The sequence below is a fragment of the Nostoc sp. DedQUE05 genome (genome assembly GCF_034530955.1).
Lineage (GTDB): Bacteria > Cyanobacteriota > Cyanobacteriia > Cyanobacteriales > Nostocaceae > Nostoc.
This window is the reverse complement of record NZ_JAVRCB010000011.1, coordinates 109,814-128,321: the sequence shown is the minus strand read 5'-3', so window position 1 is coordinate 128,321 and position 18,508 is coordinate 109,814. Positions and strand designations below refer to the sequence as shown.

The window sequence follows — 18,508 nt, the reverse complement described above, 5'->3', positions numbered from 1 at the left end:
ATTCGCTGTATCCATTAGACTTGATTCTTTCTAAATTCTAAATTATGACTCCTAGATGCTGAATTATTGCAATTCATAATTCATCATTTACCCTTGCTTTTTCTCGGCATCTCCTGTGATTTGAACAAGTTGATGAAGGTTATCGCCACTAATATGATATGCTCCCCCAAAACCAACTACAAAGCGACCTTCACTTGGAGTTAATCGGAAAATCCGAAAGTCAGATAAGCCGCGCAACACCTCGATAATTTCACCAAACCGCCCTTGAAATTGTTCAACAATTTGATTCCAATTGTCAGTTTCACGCTCTATCAAAGTCGCCGTACAATCAAAACTCAAACGACGACGGGCAAAAATTAGATTACTTTTAGCTTCATCCTCGATAAACAAGATACTAACATGAGGATTGGCATAGAGATTTTTGGTATGAGTCGAAAGACCACTCACGTAAATGTAGATATTTTTAGAATCATCCATTACGAAGGGAGCATAACTAGCATTGGGTATTGCCTGTGTGCTCACAGTGCTAATAATTACACTCTCAAATGCTTCAGGGAACTTTTCGTACTCAGCTTGAATGTTTTCAAGTTGACTCATAAAGTAGATTACCGCTTGATTAGGAACACCTAATTAAGTATCTTAACGTGATTGAGCGATGTCTATGAGGAGCTACAGCTACGCATGGAATGCCCAAAAAATAAAAGCGATCGCTCCCTTTAACTCAAGAGCGATCGCTAATTTTTAACTTACAGAATACAGCTTAAGCAGCAACAGGTTCCAACAATTTAATGTCAGAGAAAATAAATTCCTGAGTAGAAAATTGTCCTGCTGTCTCGGTGCGAATCTCCCGACGATTTAGGATGAAATAGTCACCAACTTTTTCATACTCATCAATAAATTCGCTTCTACCGCCCTTCTGTTCCCCAGTTTTGGGGTCATGGTACACAGAGTCATAGGTATGGGACAAGTAGCCTTCCCCGGTATCGTGACTGCTGAAGGTGTCAATGGTAACGTAAGTCCCGTGGATTAGACGGTGAACATGGCAGACTTCATTATTGCGGACTTTGTATTTATCGCCCTCAGCCTTACCACCCATTAAAAGCTCAACCGCACCTGTTTCGTCAGTTTTACCATAACTAAACGTATTGGCGCTGTGAGTGTCTTCAAAGCTGCGGCGGACGCGGTGAATTGCTATCTCCCAGGCTTGACCATGAATTGCTTTCTGGGCTGACTCATCATCTACATCCAAAACTTCGGCTTTGAGATTGGCACTGATGATAACTTTGCCTGTAAACACTTTATCATCATGCTTATAGGTAATATTTGCAGTATAACCAGGGAAATTCTTGTCCCAAGTATAGCGGTTTTCATAAGCAGCCCGGAAAAGTTCCTGAGCAGAGAGTTGTGTAACTGTCATGTGCTTCTCCTAGTCGCTACTGTAATTAGCGTTTTAGTTTCCTTGGTATTAGCATAGAAGTAATTGTTGAGGCTTGGATAGTCCCCAACTGGGTACACTTATGGCTAATTCTCTACACGCTGTATTTCAGGCGATCGCTAATGTCCAAAATGAGCAAGAGTTAAGACTCGCTCTCACGGATAAAATTAGCGAGCATTTTGGCGTGCAAAATTGGGGTATTTATCTCCTAGATGAGCAACCAACCACTGAGATTAATGTTCCAGGCATTCCAGCAGTATGCTTAGAGAGCAATCCAGTGGGACGCTATGTAGTTGAGCGTCATGCTCCCGCCCACGAACAGTTATTATTATCGCCAGGAGACTGGAAGCATTTTTGTTCGCGTTCCGATCACGAACACGTGATGACCGGGCCAATTGTTTGCGACGGTCGTCTTGTCGGAACCCTTAACTTGGCTCGTGACAAGGGAAATCCTGCTTTTAATGGTAACGATTTAGCTGACTTGAGCGCTTTATGCATTCATTTGTCAGCAAAAATGGCAACCCTACGAACAAAACCCAAAATATCCAATTCCCTTTTAGTTAGTCCTTTGACAGCGCGTGAGTTAGAAATTGCCGAGTTAGTGGCACAGGGGTTAACGAATGCAGAAATCGGAGAAAAACTTTGGATTACGCAAAATTCCGTCAAACAAGCTTTGAAGAGAATGTTTCGGAAGTTGAAGGTTTCGGCGCGTGCAGAAATGGTAGCAAAGCTACAAGATATACAAGTTTCTTGAAGGAGGTAAAAGCAGGAGGCAGTTCATTGGTTTCAGTAGTGCTGAGTGCTGTACATGGATAGCGGGGGTTTAGCCCGTGCTGAGTATAACCCCATAGTTGAAATAAGAAGGTATTTTTTCTTGCACTACGTGTCCTCGTGAACAGTGACTAGTGACCAGTGACCAGTTACCAACCGATTCTTGCTGATAACTGATAACTGTTATCTCAGCATCGCTAACAGCACCGATCATAATAATCCCTCCAATTCTGCAAACTTACGCAAACGCGGTAAACATTGGCGTTGATAAAAACTGCTTAATGTCGGAATTGACAACCCAAATTCCTCAGATAAATCTTTCCAGCTAACTTCTGGGGGTAAGCGTTTGAGAATTAATACCTGACAATTCACATCTGGACGCCCTTTAATGTAAGTACCGCGCAGTTCTCCATCCGAATCTGTCTTCGCCCATATCTCCAACTCTTCCAAAATCGGAGGTGCTTGGGGGGTAGCCTGTAGGTTATCTACAGGATCGATAGTTTCACTTGTTCCACCGGATGTAGACTGACGAATTCTCAGAGGGACTGTTGTGGCTTGTTCTCGGTTCTGCTTAAGGTAAAAGTCTTGTAGTCTCCGTTTTAGGTAAGCATTCAGCCAGGTGATCACACTGCCATAATTTGGATCGTAGATTTGACCTGTCAAACCTTCACAAACATTGCGACAGAAATACAACCAAGTTTGTTGTAGTGCGTCTTGATAGTAGGGAGTAGTTTCCCTCCAGAGTCTATTTGCTGTCAAGCGAATAATTTGCGTGAGCAGCTTCTGACGCTGAGGGCTTCCAGGTTGGTGTCCACAGGCTTCTGTAACTAAGCGGCGTAGCTGTTCATCGAATTGAACCATGACAATCTTGGCGAAGAAAGCAAGAATATCTTAGTATTGCGTATAACAACACCCGAAGAATTACCTTTCCTCAAGATAAGTAGAAGGAGTGGAAAAAATCATACTATTTTAATAAAAGTAAAGTAGGCTAAAATCCTCTTTCTTCCTGTCTCCTGCGGACGCTCTCTACGTTCGCGAACAGCGTGTCGCAGACAGACGCTCTTGCTAACTTGCAACTCTTACAGAGTACGCGGACTCGCTCTAAGCTTTGCCATGCCGTTGGCGTTCGCGTTCGCTGACAAATCCGGGTTCCACATCCCGTGAAAAGTCAGCTGAATTCCTTATCAATCCTTAAATTTAGAATTGCTGGTATTTTTTCTTAATATAATTTGGTAAATTCTTTAATATTTATACTTGAGAAAATTACGTGGGATGAACCTGGAGATTGCCAATTTTATTGATATTGTTAAAGCGAGAGCCTTGATTGAGCCAGATAAAACATCTTTTATTTTTCTGCAAGACGGAGAAACAGAAGTTGCCAAGCTTACCTATAAAGAGTTAGACCAACAAGCAAAGGCGATCGCATCTCAACTACAAAGTATCATAAATCCTGGCGCTCGCGCTCTACTTCTCTACCCACCTGGACTTGATTTTATTGCTGCCTTCTTTGGTTGTTTATATGCTGGGGTAATTGCAGTTCCCGCTTACCCACCTCGACGAAATCAACATCAGTCTAGGTTAGAGGCAATTATTGCAGATGCTCAACCGCTAGTTGTTCTCACCACATCTGATTTATTTGCAAATATCAGCAATCAACTAAGTCAAAATCAACAATTCCCCAACTTGCACTATATAGCTACTAACAATATCCTTAGTAGTGAAAATTTTACCCCCTATCAAGCCTCACCAGACACCCTGGCTTTTCTGCAATACACTTCCGGATCTACAGGGATACCAAAGGGTGTAATGATTACGCATAGCAATTTGCTACATAACAGTCAGCTAATCCAGAGTTGTTTTCAAGACACACCAGATAGTTTGGGAGTGTCTTGGTTGCCACCTTATCATGACATGGGATTGATTGGTGGAGTGCTACAACCGTTATATGTTGGTGCGCCTACGATCTTAATGTCACCTGTGGCATTTATCCAAAAACCTTGGCGCTGGCTACAAGCTATTTCTCGCTACAAAGCAACTACCAGTGGCGGGCCAAATTTTGCTTACGAATTATGTGTAAAAAAAATTACTTTAGAACAAAAAGCAGAACTTGACTTGAGTAACTGGATATTAGCTTTTAATGGAGCAGAACCTATTCGTATAGAAACTTTAGAACGATTTGCAACAGCTTTTAAGTCTTGTGGTTTTCGGCAGGAAGCATTTTATCCCTGTTATGGTATGGCAGAAGCAACTTTATTGGTTTCTGGCGGTTTGAAAACATCTCTACCTAGTGTTTGCCAAGTTGACAAAGCAGCATTAGAGAAACACCAGATAGTTGCAGATGTCAATACTTCAGAAAATCTTCAGAAAATGGTTGGTTGTGGTTACGCAAGATTAGACCAGAAAATAGCGATAGTCGATCCTGAGTTACAAATCCCATGTCCAGAGGGTAAAGTAGGAGAAATTTGGGTATCGGGTGCAAGCGTAGCTATGGGATATTGGCAGCAACTAGACCTAACAGAACAAACTTTTAATGCTTATCTAGCAGATGAAGGCCCCTTTCTCAGAACTGGGGATTTAGGATTTTTACAGCATGGTGAGTTGTTCGTAACTGGCCGAATTAAAGATTTAATTATCATTAGAGGTTGCAACCATTATCCTCAAGATATTGAACAGACAGTGCAACAAAGCCATCCTGCTCTAGTTGTCGGTTCTGGTGCGGCATTTGTAGTAGATTTAAACGGCGAACAGAAATTAGTAGTAGTTCAGGAAGTCGAGCGTACTTACTTGCATAAGCTAAATGTTCAAGAGGTAGTTAGAAATGTTCGCCAAGCAGTTGCAACCGAAGATGGGATACAGATTAATACTATAGTATTGGTTAAAACGGGCAGTCTTCTTAAAACTTCTAGTGGTAAAATTCAGCGCTTTGCTTGCCGAGAGGCATTTTTATCTGGAAATTTACAAATGATAGATATGTAAATAACTATAAAAATGCATTGCAGTCCGCAGCTTTTATAGTAATATCAATTTTACTCTGAAAGAGAAATCTATAAGTCAGAAATAAAGAATAAGGACGTTAGTCACCAGAATTATCTAATTAAATTCTGCGCGATCTACGGATGTATCTTGCTTTTTAGTAAGAGTATAAATGGGTTTAAATTCACCATAAAATTAACAATTTTGTGGTCTTGTTTTGGTGGGTTTAAATCCACTCATTTATTGATTATAACTTTATATTTAAACTTATTGCTAGGGGTAAAAAATGTCCGCTCAACTTAAAGTTTCAGTATCAAGTAGTTATTTAGAAAACATTAAGCGACGTTTTATTTTAGGAATTTTTTTTATATCTTTATTTGGATGTCTAGCGGCTTTAGCTGATTTTTTTCTATTAGGTATTACGGCTTGGAAAATAGGTCTATTGTTGTTCATGTTAATCCTGACTGGTATAGGAATTACTGTTGGCTTTCATCGATATTTTGCTCACAAAACTTTCAAAAGTATACCAGTAATCGGCATTATTCTAGCTATTCTTGGTTCTATGGCAGGTCAAGGTTCGGTGATTTCTTGGGTGTCTGTTCATCGATGTCATCATCAATATAGCGATCGCCCTGGAGATCCCCATTCTCCTCATCTTCACGGTGAAGGAATTGGCGGGAGGCTCAAAGGTTTGTGGTATGCCCATCTTGGTTGGTTATTAGATGGAGAACTCCCCAATTCTCTTGTTTTTGCTAAAGATTTACTCCAAGACCCTATTTATCAAAAAATCAACCGACTATATGGGATATGGATTATTTTAGGTTTAATTCTTCCAGCTATTTTAGGGGGAATTATTACTTGGAGTTGGCTGGGTTTCTTACAAGGATTTATCTGGGGAGGAATGCTCAGACTTTTTTTCAGCTTTAATAGTGGTTACATTATTAACTCTATAGGTCATGTTTATGGAAAAAGCTTGTTTAAAAACATAGACCAAAGTAAAAATAACATTTGGTTGGCGATTCTTACCCTTGGTGAAGGTTGGCACAACAATCATCATGCTTTTCCTAATTCAGCAAAATTTGGTTTAAAGTGGTGGCAAATAGATCCAGGATACTGGGTGATTTTTACTTTACAAGCTATAGGTTTAGTTTGGGATGTAAAGCATCCTAGTTTAGATGCAATTGAATTCAAAAAACTGAATGAAATTTCACAATAATACTCTCAATCAGCTAAAAATAATTAAGAAAACTTTCAAAGATTAAAAAATGGAACTTGAAAATTTACAAATTGACTCAACATTAAAAATCTCAGAAGTATTGAAAACAAAGGTTACTGTAGCAGAAATTCAAGCCTGGTTAATTTCATATCTAGCTAGCGCTTTAGAAATAGCTTCAGATGAAATAGATGTCACTTTGCCTTTACATAGTTACGGATTAGATTCTAGTGCCGCAGTCAGTTTGACTGGCGATCTGGGTGATTTTCTGGAATGTCAGTTAGAACCGGATTTACTAATTGATTACCCAACTATTGAAGCTTTAGCTCAACATTTGGGTGATATAGAGGAAATAACCTTATGAATCTCTATCAACTTTTTGATTGGCTTAATAAACAAGGAATTAAGTTATCGGCTCAGGATGGGAAACTACATCTGCGTGCGCCGAAAGGAGTATTATCTCCAGAAATTCAGACGATTCTCAGCGAACGGAAAGCTGAAATTCTGGAATTTATGACTCAAAATCATCAAAAAATTGAAAAATTTATAGATTTATCCGCAGAAGCAGTTTTAGAATCAACTATTTATCCAGAAAATACCGCTACCTCATGGGTAACTGAACCCACTTCTATTTTTTTAACCGGAGCAACAGGTTTTTTAGGGGCTTTTTTACTATCCGAACTGTTACAACAAACTCAAGCAAAAATTTATTGTCTTGTGCGCGCATCCGAACTTGAAACTGCCCAAGGGAGATTGCAAAATAATTTAAAGTTTTACAACTTGTGGAATAGTTCTTTCCAGTCAAGAATTATACCAGTTTTAGGTGATATTTCTCTGCCACAACTGGGTTTGACAACAGCAACATTTAGCAAACTAGCAAATGAGATTGACAGTATTTATCATAGTGGAGCATTACTAAGTTATGTGTACTCTTATGCTCGATTGAAACCTTGCAATGTTTTGGGAACACAAGAAATTTTACGATTAGCCTGCCAAAGTAAAACCAAATCTCTGCATTACATTTCAAGTTTTGCTGTATTTGAATCATCAACGTATTGCCAAAAAATAGTTGATGAAAACGAATCACTATCTGATTGGGAAGATATTTATTTGGGATATTCTCAAAGTAAATGGGTAGCAGAGAAGTTGGTTATGGAAGCCCGCGATCGCGGATTGCCAATAAATATTTATCGATCAGCTTTTATCTCTGGGGATAGTCAAAGCGGAATTTGGAAAAACAATGATATTATTTGCCGGATGATTAAGGGTTATATCCAGATGGGTAGTATGCCTCAACTCGACTATTTTTTAGATTTATCTCCAGTTGACTATGTAGCCCAAGGAATTGTTTATTTATCCAGACAAAAGCAAGCGATCGGCAAGTGCTATCATCTGAATAATCCTCATCCTTACCATTGGCAAGATTTGTTTGCTTGGCTTTGTTCTTTAGGTTATTCTATCCAACTCATTCCTTATCAACAGTGGCAAAAACAGTTGTCTGCCACTATGCGAACAAACCAAAACGTTTTAACATCTCTAATACCTTTCTTTTGTAAACAATGGGGACAAGAACAAATCACAATTCCTGAGTTATACCAGCAAAATATAAGACCAAAAATTAGTTGTCAAGAAACTCTTAATACGCTGAGAGAAACTGCGATTATTTGCCCTCCTGTAGATACTGCTTTACTTAAAATATATTTTTCGTATTTCCTTAGTAGTGGTTATTTAGAACCAGCTTCATAAAGTTAAAACTAGGTAAATATCAGATTACCAAACATAGCTAATTCTAAAAATTTGTGAAGATATAAGTAAATTCAAAGAAAAAATTTTCCTAATGACTCATAGCTGATAAATATTTACTGACCAATGACTAAGATAAAATAATGACAGAAAATCAACTTTTAAATTGGCTAGTTAATATAGGTCAAAATATCATTTGGATAAGTGGTAAATTGCTTTACCAACATTGGTTTCAGCTTAAATGTCAAGGACTAGAAAATATTCCCCAGGATAGAGCTTATATAATTGCAGCTAACCATGTTAGTCATCTTGACGGCCCAGCAGTGATAGCGGCCCAAGGCAAACATTTTAAAAATGTTTACAGCTTGGCAGCAAAAGACTACTTTTTCAATCAACCATTCAAAGCATGGATGTGCCAGAATTTTTTCAACATGATTTGCTTTGAACGCAAAGGTAATTTTTTAAATTCTCTGCGTTCCTGTCAAAAAATTGTCGAACAACACAAAGTAATTCTGTTTTTCCCAGAAGGAACTCGCTCGATAACGGGTGAACTTCAACACCTAAAACTGGGATTAGGATTGTTAGTGCTGCATTTAAACGTTCCTGTAATTCCTGTTTATATTCATGGAACTTATCAAGCATTGCCTAAAGGTAAACATTTTCCCAAACGACATCCAATTTATGTGAGTTTTGGCTTACCTTTAGACTTTAGGGATTATCAAACTAAACAGAATATGCTTGACACCCGTCAAATTCAACAACAAATTATTAATGATGTGTATGTAGCGATCGCCCAACTGCACGACAATTTAAGAGGAGGAGTGAATTATGGAAACTTGGGGACATAAATGGGGGTTTGCCGATACCCAGTTTATCATCAATGACGATCGCTCGGTAACTTTGACAGGCGATCGCTATAATTTATCAGGCTACAAAATGCCTTATTTTATTTCCCATATAGAAGAACAATTAGGTATTGAAATTAATCCACATGAACAGCAACCAGAAATAACAAAAAAATTTATTTACCCTTTAAATATCAATAAAAGCTTTTGTCAACAATTAGAAAATATATTTCCTAGTAATCAATACACATTTGACGAGCAAGAACGTCTTTTTCACAGTCATGGGCAAAGTGCTTTTAAAGAAGTTTACAAAGTTCTTTACTCTAAATTAGATCGAACTGTAGATATGGTATTTTATTGCCAATCAGAGTTAGATGCCCAAAAAATTATAAATCTTGCCATAGAACACAATATCTGTCTTGTTCCTTTTGGTGGTGGAACTAATGTTAGCTGCGCCTTGAAGCTACCAGAAGATGAAAAAAGAATGGTAGTTTCTGTAGATATGCGGCGGATGAATAAAATTGAATGGATAGATAGAGATAATCTCCGCGCTTGTGTACAAGCAGGAATTACAGGTCAGCAGCTTGAGGAACAGTTAAGAAAAGATGGATTTATTTGCGGTCATGAACCTGATAGTTTAGAGTTTTCGACTTTAGGGGGTTGGATTTCTACAAATGCGAGTGGAATGAAAAAAAATCGCTATGGCAATATTGAGCAAATTGTAGAAAACATTACTCTAATTACCCCCAAAGGCACAATTGAGCAAATACAACCAATTACCCGCGCTTCAATGGGAATGCAGATTCAAAATATTTTGTTTGGTAGTGAGGGGAACTTAGGATTAATTACCAAAGCTGTGATTAAAATTCATCCTATTCCCCAGGTAAAAAAATATGGATCTCTCGTTTTTCCTAACTTCGAGTTAGGAGTAGGATTTTTATACAGTTTAGCTCATAGCGGATTTGTTCCAGCTAGTATTCGTTTGGTAGATAATAATCAATTTCGCTTCGGTCAAGCCTTGAAACCACAGCCAACTAATATCAAAGGCTGGATTGATAAACTCAAAAAGTTTTATTTATTAAAGATGCGTGGCTTTAATCCCTATCAAATGGTAGCAGCTACTATTGTTATGGAAGGATCTGCTCAAGAAATCGCTTATCAACAAACTAATATATATGCGTTAGCTAAAAAATTTCAAGGCTTGGCATCGGGGGCAGAAAACGGACAACGAGGCTATATGCTAACTTATGCTATTGCCTATATGCGAGATTTTTTAGCTAGTTTTTTTATTCTTGGCGAAAGTTTTGAAACATCTGTCTCTTGGAGTCAAATTCACCAGGTTTGTCATGCTGTTGACCAGACATTAAAAGAGCAGCATGAAAAGTTTAACTTACCTGGAAAACCTTATTTATCTTACCGAATTAGTCAAATTTATCATACAGGTGTTTGTTTATATTTTATGTTTGGCTTTTATAGTAAAGGAGTTGAATCTCCAGAAATAATTTCTCCTCAAATCGAGCATTATATCAGAGTAGCAATTATGGAAAATGGTGGTTCTATTTCTCATCATCATGGTGTAGGGAAAAGCCGCCAAGAATTTATCAAAAACACTTTGTCATCTGACAGTATTGAATTGATTAAAGAAATCAAACAAGCCAACGATCCACAAAACATTTTTGGGATCGGCAATTTTTGTGCAGACGCTAAAACTATATGAGTCAGTTTAATGGTTTAGTGGCGTTGATTACTGGGGCTTCCTCTGGAATTGGGGCAGAAGTTGCCAAAGAACTTGCCCGTGAAGGTGCAAAGGTTGTGCTTTTGGCGAGACGCACGGAACGATTAGCAACTATAGCCGCAGAGATTGACCCCAGCAATCAGAGGGTACTAGCTATATCCTGCGATGTAACTTTAGATAGCGAAGTAGAAAAAGCTGTCAGTCTTGCTCGAAGTCAATTCGGTAAGATTGATATCGTTGTTGCCAATGCAGGCTGGTCTTTAAAAGGCAAATTGGCAGACTTAAATGTGGATGATTACCGCAAGCTGTTTGCAACAAATATTTTTGGAGTTCTCAACACAATTTACGCTACTTTAGATGACCTGAAAAAAACGCAGGGAAGATTAGTTGTTATTAGTAGCGTCAAAAGTTACATTGCTTTGAGTGGTGATTCTGCTTATAGCATGAGCAAATTTGCGTTGCGGGCTTTATGCGAGTCATTATCTCAGGAGTTAACGCCCGATGGTGTATCGATAATACATATCTGTCCTGGCTACGTTGCTACTGAAATTCGTCAGGTAGATAACCAAGGTATTTGGCATCCAGAGTGGCAAGATTCTATTCCGTCAATGTTGCTGATATCGCCGTCACAAGCAGCAAAAGAAATTGTGCAAGCGATTTCTCAACGGAAGAAGGAAAAAGCGATCGCCAATTACAGTAAGGTAATTATTTTTCTGAAACGGCATCTACCAGGCTTGGTTTTATGGATAATATCTAGGTTCAAAATTAAAGTTTCTTATAAGAAGTGAGAGAAGTTGTGGAAATTTTCAACCCGTTAATTTTGCCGACGCTTGTTATTGCTGGGGGGGAAATAGCGATCGCTTTACTAGTTTTCATGATTTTCGCTATTATTTATCGACGCGACCCGGACAAAGTTAAACATGATGCTCTCAAGTTAGCTATATTAATCGGCATTGGATTAATTTTAATTGTTGCGGCAGGGCTAGGAAAATACGGATTACTACCTGTTGCTTTGTTTTTAGCCTATTTTGGCTGGCAGGAATTACTAGAAACTGTGCAAATTAAATATGGCGCGATCGCTTTACCTGTGCTGTTGCAGTTATTAGGAACTATTGGGATTGTGGGCGGAGTTTGGGGAAATGTTTTTGCTATTTTTTGCAGTGCGATCGTTGCTACTTGGGTGGCGATCGCTTTACCAATTTTAATCCTGCGTCATCCACCCCCAATGCACGGTATTTTAACTACAGCTTTTGGCATAGTTTTTATTACTATCCCCTTAGCCAGCTTATTAACACTTGCCGACTCTGCTTATCAAGAATTTAATCTACTCATCTTACTAGTATTAACTAATGATGGTTTTTCTCAAGGAATTGGCAAAATATTAGGAAAAACGCCTCTAATTCCTGGGATTAGTCCTAATAAAACCTGGGAAGGAACTATTGGAGGACTCCTAGCTTGTCTTGTTTTAGGCTGGAGTCTTAGTTTCATGTTACCAGAATGGCGACTTTGGCAAGTTTTGTTATTGTCTGGAGGAGTTGCTTTGATGGCATTAACTGGTGATTTGATTGCGTCTTCGCTAAAGCGAGAAGCAGGAATTAAAGATTTTGGTCAAGTTTTAGCAGTAACTGGAGGAGTTTTAGATAAGTTTGATAGTGTAATGTTTACAATTCCAATTTTTTATTTTATTGTGCATTGCAAACAGTCTTTAAACTAACCTTTTAATAGTTTTCTGAATCTCCCGTATTTCTGGAGATAATTAAATTTGCTTGTCGGGTCTTATTTCGCTGAAATCTGGGTATTTTAGCAATATCTTCGTTAAACCCGTCCTGACAAAATGTAATCAAATAAGTTTTTTATATTATCTGCAAAAACGCTATGTTTAGTCCAATTATACGGCAAATTGATTTAGCTAACAGTTTAACTTTAACAGGGCTAGTTTTGAGTTTAATCTCAGTTTTTTTAGCAGTGAATGGACATTATAATGAAGCTGTAATCTGCATGATGTATGCAGGAATAATTGATTTATTTGATGGTCTTGTTGCTAAAAAAATTTCCCGCACAGAATTACAATCTGAAGTTGGCAAGCAATTAGATAGTATTGTTGATGTTTGTTCGTTTGGTTTTGCTCCAGCAATTTTTGCTTACTGCTTTGGATTGAAGGATTTATTATCTATTGCAGTGCTAATATTTTATCTCGCAACAAACGCCTTGCGATTAGCATACTTTAATACTACAGGTTTAATGAATGAGGGAAGCGAACAATATTATACAGGCTTACCTGTAACTTACGCGGCTTTGTTTATCCCCCTAGCATTTACAGCTAGATTTGCTTTACCTGATGAAACAATGAAGTTTATCTTAGATGGTGTTTACCTACTATTAGCTCTAGCAATGATAGGCAATTTTAAAATGCTCAAGCTGCGAGGCGTTTGGTATGGGATATTTGCTTTTGGCGCGATCGCACTTACGGCTGTATATGGTTGGGCAAGTACTGTAGGCATATACTTCTAGGAATAAATGACAAGTAAAACGCTGAAAACTGAAATTTATTACCTCGAACGTCAGACAGGAGAAATTATTTATGAGCAGATATTTGCTGAAAAAACTTTACGCTTGTTATATGAAAATTATTTTGGGTTTATAGTTTTTACCTATTTACTTAATAACAAAACATTTTGTTGGCTTTATGGCAAATATCAAGATTTACCTTTGACTAAAAGCCAAATTAATAAATTTGTTTGTCGGTATCAAATTGATATTAAAGAGACTGAATTGCCACTGAAAAATTATCACAGCTTTAATGCTTTTTTCTCACGCCGACTCAAACCTAATGCTCGCGTATTTACTACCGAGTCAAATATATTTTGCGCTCCAGCAGATAGTAGAATTTTAGTTTATCCAAAATTGACAGCAGAAACTCAGATTCCTGTGAAAAGTTCTTCTGTTACGATCGCAGAATTACTAAACTGTGAAAAATTAGCTCAAATCTATTGCCAAGGTTCAGCACTTTGTCTGCGTCTTGCTCCCTATGATTATCATCGATTCCATTTTTCTGATACAGGAAAAGCGTTAACAGCAAAATATATTCAAGGAAAATATCACTCCGTTAATCCACTTGCACTTGCCAAAGTATGTAATATTTTTTCTCTCAATAAAAGAATGGTAACAGAATTTATTTCTGATAATTTTGGCAGAATCGCCTATATAGAGATAGGCGCTTTTACTATTGGCAGTATCATTCAAACTTATACTCCTGGCATAGTTTATAAAGGTCAAGAGAAAGGATATTTTCAGTATGGAGGTTCTACTTTAGTTCTGTTGTTCCAACCTGGAACTATTTGTTTTGATGACGATTTAATTCAACATTCACTAGAAGGTCTTGAAGTTTACGTTCAGGCTGGTAATCAAATTGGAAAAAAAAACCAAATTCAAAGTTAAGGAATGGAAAAATGCGGACTTTCCTTTTCATCTGGTTTGGACAGCTAATTTCTCTAATTGGCTCTGGATTGACTAGCTTTGCGCTGGGAGTGTGGTTGTATCAGACTACTGGTTCATCAGTACAATTTTCTTTGATGTATGTATGTGCTGAACTTCCCTATATTATTCTTGCTCCTTTTGGGGGTGCGATCGCCGACCGATGGAATCGACGCTGGCTAATAATTTTCAGTGATAGTATTTCTGCTGTTTGTACTCTTTCTATTGCTCTATTAATGTGGCAAGATTGGTTACAAATCTGGCATCTTTACTTAGCAGTTGCAGTCAGTTCTGGTTGCAAAGGATTTCAACAACCCGCCTATTATACAACCCCAACTCTTTTTGTTTCTCCAAAACATTTTGGTCGTGCTAATGGCATGATTCAGCTTGCTCAAGGAGCGGGACAATTATTATCTCCTATTTTAGCTGGGATATTGGTAGATATAATTAAAATTTACGGCGTTATTTTAATTGATTTTATCAGCTTTATTGTTGCTCTATTGATCCTGTTGACAATCCCTTTTCCTAGTATTTCCAGTTCCCAATATATTCAACATTCTCAGACTTCACTATTAAATAATATCGGTGAAGGTTGGAATTATATAAAAGCTCGCCCTGGTTTATTGACGCTACTGGTTTTCTTTTTTATTACTGACTTCACTATTGGTTTAGTACAAGTTTTGATAACTCCAATGGTTTTAAGCTTTGCTAATGCTAAAATCCTCGGTCAAATTTTTTCCATCGGTGGAAGTGGTTGGTTATTTGGGGCAATTTTAATGAGTACATGGAGCGGTTTTAAACGTAAAGTTAATGCAGTTTTATGTTTTGAGTTTATATTAGGTTTATCGATTTTAGTTGCTGGTATGCAACCTTCAGCAATCTTAATTACTATTGCGGCTTTTTTTGCTTTTTTCAGCGTTCCGATTATTATTAGTTCTCATAATTCGATTTGGCAGGTTAAGGTTGACCCGAAAGTTCAAGGTCGGGTTTTTGCCTTGCGGGGTGCGATCGCCTGGGCCGCTTTTCCCCTTGCTTATCTCTTGGCTGGCCCTTTAGCAGACTATGTATTTCAGCCTTTACTACTTCCAGATGGATTGCTAGCAAACAGTATTGGACTACTCATTGGTGTTGGCCCAGGACGGGGTATTGGTTTGTTATTTAATTTAGTTGGAATTTTTGTCATGCTGGCAACAATTGTCGCTTATAACTATCCCTATATTCGCAGAGTAGAAGACGACTTACCTGATTTTGTAAAACCTGTCTAGGTAATCATGGATAGCCAAAGCGTTGAAACTGCAACGATGGTATCAAAACAAGTGGTTTCGATCCTGACAAAAAAATTAAGGGACGTAAGCGGTATCTGATGGAGCGACAAAAGAGCTAGGATGCAGCTAGAATAAGTTCCATCGCCCTAAGAGGTTATGTGAGGAGTATTTTTTGAATTAATCTTACTCCCCACTCCCCACTCTCCTTAATATAATCCCAGCCAGGATAGGACATTTTCCCACCAAGAATATTGCAGATTACCTACACTCAACTTCATTTTGTTGCGAATATCTTGGATTTTCCAGTTGGTTAGTTTAGCTAGAGTTTGCGCCTCTTGTTCAAAACGTTTGGGTAAAGACTGCTTATATTGTCTGCCAGCCTGACATTTGAGTTCCCCTTGGAACGGATGTTGTAAAACATAACGTCCTTGAAAAGATTCACTGTTGGCAGTTTGTTGAAATATCAAGTCTTCAGGGAATTTGTCGCGGGTATAGCGAACATGCAATCGAGAGATGAAGACGTTACTACTAGGAGAGGGACGACGAAAACTAGGGGGTACTGGCACATTACTTGTAGAATTGTCATCTAGCCAAAATACACCTGCTTGCTTGAGTTCTTCTGGAGTCAGGGGTTCGGCGGAACAAGGATCGCAACTACCCATATCCCAAGCGTATTCTAAAAAACCAACTTTCCTGTCTTCTTTGGTGTAGACAGTTTGAAACATGGATTTGTAGAATTCACCAAATTCATCTTTGACAAACAAGGGAATATTTGCATCGGATGGGATTTTCACCGTTCGGTAGTTAGTGATTTCTGCCTGTCCTTGGGGCGAGAGAATGTAGACAATTAAATCCTGCTCTGTCGTAGCATTGATCATGCCTAAACGAATTGGCAGCATGAATTTAGGTGATTGGTAGGAAATTTGTAGCGGACGGAGAAACTGGTAGCCAGATTGCTCGAATTTATCTAAGTTGACTTTAGCAACAAAGAATTTCATTGAGGAGCGAATATAAGGCTGAAGTAACTGTTTCGCACCTCTGGGGATTTTGTAGCCATTGCGTTTAAGCCAAGTTTCCAATCCACCAGATTCTTTCGCACTGAGGATCAGGATGTCGTATTCGCCAACGTTAAAACGTGCTTCAACCGTCACACCCAAACTAGCATCGCCCCTTGCATTCCCCGCCTCACTTCTCGGTGCTGCTGGCGCTGGTGCTGATAATTCTCTATCGTAAACTGGGGCACAAGGATCTGGGTCGAAATATTCTACCAATCGCGGCGCACTAAAAGCATCTAGGCGTTCGATAATCTTGGGTTCAGTGACGCGAACTTGTTCTTTTTGCAGCACCGTTGGCACTGGTACTACCATTGCAAAATCTTTGACTTCGCCTTGAAAATCGTTTGCCATTGTTAGGATAGTGCGATCGCCATCCCGCGCTATAACCACTTGAGAAGCTTTGTTATACAGTTTTGTATCAGCTTTGGCTACATAAAATCCACAAAATGCCCAAGCTGCTGGTGCAAAGCACAAAACAGCTACAATTGCTAACAATAATGGTGTTAAAAGTCGAAAAAATTTCATTATTTTATACCTCTATTTTTTTAGTGCTAGAGACTAGAGACGCGATGAATCGCGTCTGTACAAGAGTGAAGTTCTTCCCCTGCTTCCTCATCTTTTTCTTGCCAAGTAAATCTTGGGGCTAACCAGAAAACATCTAGGAGGATGCTCAAGGGTGCAAGGGCAAATAGCGCCCAGAAAACTGCTGTGGAAACAAAGAAATAATTTCGCAGGATAAAAGTCAATCCGGCGATGCAGATTGCCCAAACTACACGCCCAATTCGGGAATTGGGAATCGATCGCGGATCGGTAATCATAAATAGGGCGAACAGCAGCAAAGATCCACTCATCAATCGATGCCAGTAAACATCCCAAGTCCAACCCAGCCAGAAATTGCGAATCGCCTCTAGCAAAGAGTAAGAACCCAAAAAAGCTGCTGTGGTGTCCCAGCGACCGATGCGCTGCAAAATCATGCCGCCAGTACCGAGAAATAATAGCCCATACCACCACTCTTCACCCCATTGTCCCGGCGAAACCCAAGCATCGGGGGTGAGAATCAAGGCAGATATGATGCCAAAATTGGCGGGATTGAAGAAATGCTTATCGCCGACTCGAAAGATAAATTTGCTAGCGATCGCAATTGCTGCGGCTATTGCCATTGTCGTCCAGTGGTCAGCCCGCAACAGTAAACTCAGTCCCAGTGAGGTAATTAAAGCACTGCGAAGATTCGGCATTTGTTTTTTGTCATTTGTCATTTGTCCTTTGTTGTTTGCTAATGACCAATGACTAATGACTAATGACAATATCCATTGAGTTGCTAGACTTGTGGCGATCGCTACCCCAATCAACTCTGGTCGCAACGTCCAATCTCGTGTACCGATTCCCAAGACTAGAAATAAGCCGAGAAATAGAATTTGATAATCTCGTATATCTTTGAGCAACATTACCCTTTTATTCAGGGATATCCCGTAGATTTCTCATCAATTTAGACGAGTACTAAGTAAAATGGCATTGCTGTTACAGATTTTGTTACAAAATAAAGCATTGACAGACCAAAGCGATCGCTCTGCTGTTTGAACTTAAAGATCGCCAAAAAAGGTAGGGATGCGATCGCATCTCTACCTTCTTCAAGTTAATTCACCGAAGTATGAAGATATGGAATAAAAGGAAAAGATTTATACCAGCACAACATCCAGATTAACTGAGAATAAAGAAGGCTTGTTCTCAATGGTGGCGAATTGATACCCTGCGAAGAATAAGTCACCATTAGTGCTGTTGTAGCTGAACTGGTTGTTAGAGCTAGCACCAAATGCAGACTTGGAAATCTGGATTTTGTCACCCTCTTTCCACTCGAAGTCTTTGATGATATCGATACCTTCAAATTTGCTATTGAAGACAAACTTATCTGCGCCAGCACCACCTGTGAGTACGTCAGTGCCATAACCACCATCGATGAAGTCATTACCCGCTCCACCGCTGAGAAGATTATTGGCATCAT

The 18,508-nt window shown here is 38.9% G+C and carries 17 protein-coding genes and 1 pseudogene; 12 read left to right on the top strand and 6 right to left on the bottom strand.

The genetic code is table 11. The features are described 5' to 3' along the window. Positions 1-87 precede the first annotated feature (87 nt). Positions 88-597 (bottom strand): HugZ family protein, encoded by a 510-nt coding sequence (locus tag RMZ42_RS10445; RefSeq protein ID WP_322671360.1) that lies wholly within the window; start codon positions 595-597, stop codon positions 88-90. 163 nt (positions 598-760) lie between these two features. Further along, entirely contained in the window at positions 761-1,417 is a 657-nt protein-coding gene (locus tag RMZ42_RS10440; RefSeq protein WP_322671359.1) for a DUF3386 domain-containing protein, read from the bottom strand. A 100-nt stretch (positions 1,418-1,517) separates the two neighbouring features. Between RMZ42_RS10440 and RMZ42_RS10435 the strand changes: the two genes are divergently transcribed. Beyond that, the gene (locus RMZ42_RS10435; RefSeq protein ID WP_322671358.1) at positions 1,518-2,189 is read left to right on the top strand and encodes a LuxR C-terminal-related transcriptional regulator; all 672 of its coding nucleotides are present in this window, start codon (positions 1,518-1,520) and stop codon (positions 2,187-2,189) included. Positions 2,190-2,416: 227 nt separating this feature from the next. Here the strand turns inward: RMZ42_RS10435 and RMZ42_RS10430 are convergent, their stop codons facing one another. Then, positions 2,417-3,067 carry a sigma-70 family RNA polymerase sigma factor gene (locus RMZ42_RS10430; protein ID WP_322671357.1) on the bottom strand — a complete coding sequence of 217 codons (651 nt, stop codon included), beginning with the start codon at positions 3,065-3,067 and terminating at the stop codon, positions 2,417-2,419. 411 nt (positions 3,068-3,478) lie between these two features. On the opposite strand from RMZ42_RS10430, the gene RMZ42_RS10425 reads away from it, so the two are divergent. The 11 genes from RMZ42_RS10425 to RMZ42_RS10375 all read left to right on the top strand — a co-directional run bounded on the left by RMZ42_RS10425 (position 3,479) and on the right by RMZ42_RS10375 (position 15,454). After that, entirely contained in the window at positions 3,479-5,182 is a 1,704-nt protein-coding gene (locus RMZ42_RS10425) for a fatty acyl-AMP ligase (protein WP_322671356.1), read from the top strand. 283 nt (positions 5,183-5,465) lie between these two features. Beyond that, entirely contained in the window at positions 5,466-6,395 is a 930-nt protein-coding gene (locus tag RMZ42_RS10420; protein ID WP_322671355.1) for an acyl-CoA desaturase, read from the top strand. A 49-nt stretch (positions 6,396-6,444) separates the two neighbouring features. After that, complete coding sequence (locus RMZ42_RS10415) at positions 6,445-6,756, top strand: acyl carrier protein (RefSeq protein ID WP_322671354.1); 312 nt, start codon at positions 6,445-6,447, stop codon at positions 6,754-6,756. Then, complete coding sequence (locus tag RMZ42_RS10410) at positions 6,753-8,138, top strand: thioester reductase domain-containing protein (protein WP_322671353.1); 1,386 nt, start codon at positions 6,753-6,755, stop codon at positions 8,136-8,138. The genes RMZ42_RS10415 and RMZ42_RS10410 overlap by 4 nt, the downstream gene beginning before the upstream one ends. Positions 8,139-8,278: 140 nt before the next feature. Next, entirely contained in the window at positions 8,279-8,983 is a 705-nt protein-coding gene (locus RMZ42_RS10405; protein WP_322671352.1) for a lysophospholipid acyltransferase family protein, read from the top strand. Next, entirely contained in the window at positions 8,964-10,697 is a 1,734-nt protein-coding gene (locus RMZ42_RS10400) for an FAD-binding oxidoreductase (protein ID WP_322671351.1), read from the top strand. Before RMZ42_RS10405 ends, RMZ42_RS10400 begins: the two co-directional genes overlap by 20 nt. Then, on the top strand, positions 10,694-11,503 hold the full coding sequence (locus RMZ42_RS10395; RefSeq protein WP_322671350.1) for an SDR family oxidoreductase: 810 nt from the start codon (positions 10,694-10,696) through the stop codon (positions 11,501-11,503). Before RMZ42_RS10400 ends, RMZ42_RS10395 begins: the two co-directional genes overlap by 4 nt. 8 nt (positions 11,504-11,511) lie before the next feature. Then, entirely contained in the window at positions 11,512-12,429 is a 918-nt protein-coding gene (locus RMZ42_RS10390; RefSeq protein WP_322671349.1) for a phosphatidate cytidylyltransferase, read from the top strand. Positions 12,430-12,590: 161 nt separating this feature from the next. Next, entirely contained in the window at positions 12,591-13,226 is a 636-nt protein-coding gene (locus RMZ42_RS10385) for a CDP-alcohol phosphatidyltransferase family protein (protein ID WP_322671348.1), read from the top strand. 6 nt (positions 13,227-13,232) lie between these two features. Then, positions 13,233-14,153 carry a phosphatidylserine decarboxylase gene (locus tag RMZ42_RS10380; protein ID WP_322671347.1) on the top strand — a complete coding sequence of 307 codons (921 nt, stop codon included), beginning with the start codon at positions 13,233-13,235 and terminating at the stop codon, positions 14,151-14,153. Positions 14,154-14,164: 11 nt separating this feature from the next. Next, positions 14,165-15,454 (top strand): MFS transporter, encoded by a 1,290-nt coding sequence (locus tag RMZ42_RS10375; RefSeq protein WP_322671346.1) that lies wholly within the window; start codon positions 14,165-14,167, stop codon positions 15,452-15,454. A 206-nt stretch (positions 15,455-15,660) separates the two neighbouring features. On the opposite strand, the gene RMZ42_RS10370 is transcribed toward RMZ42_RS10375, so the two are convergent. The 3 genes and pseudogenes from RMZ42_RS10370 to RMZ42_RS10360 all read right to left on the bottom strand — a co-directional run. Beyond that, complete coding sequence (locus tag RMZ42_RS10370; RefSeq protein ID WP_322671345.1) at positions 15,661-17,034, bottom strand: DUF2330 domain-containing protein; 1,374 nt, start codon at positions 17,032-17,034, stop codon at positions 15,661-15,663. A gap of 26 nt (positions 17,035-17,060) precedes the next feature. After that, positions 17,061-17,954: an RnfABCDGE type electron transport complex subunit D gene (locus tag RMZ42_RS10365; protein ID WP_322671344.1), complete on the bottom strand. Its 894-nt coding sequence runs from the start codon at positions 17,952-17,954 to the stop codon at positions 17,061-17,063. 231 nt (positions 17,955-18,185) lie between these two features. Beyond that, positions 18,186-18,508 (bottom strand): annotated as a pseudogene (locus RMZ42_RS10360) (calcium-binding protein); the annotation flags it as partial.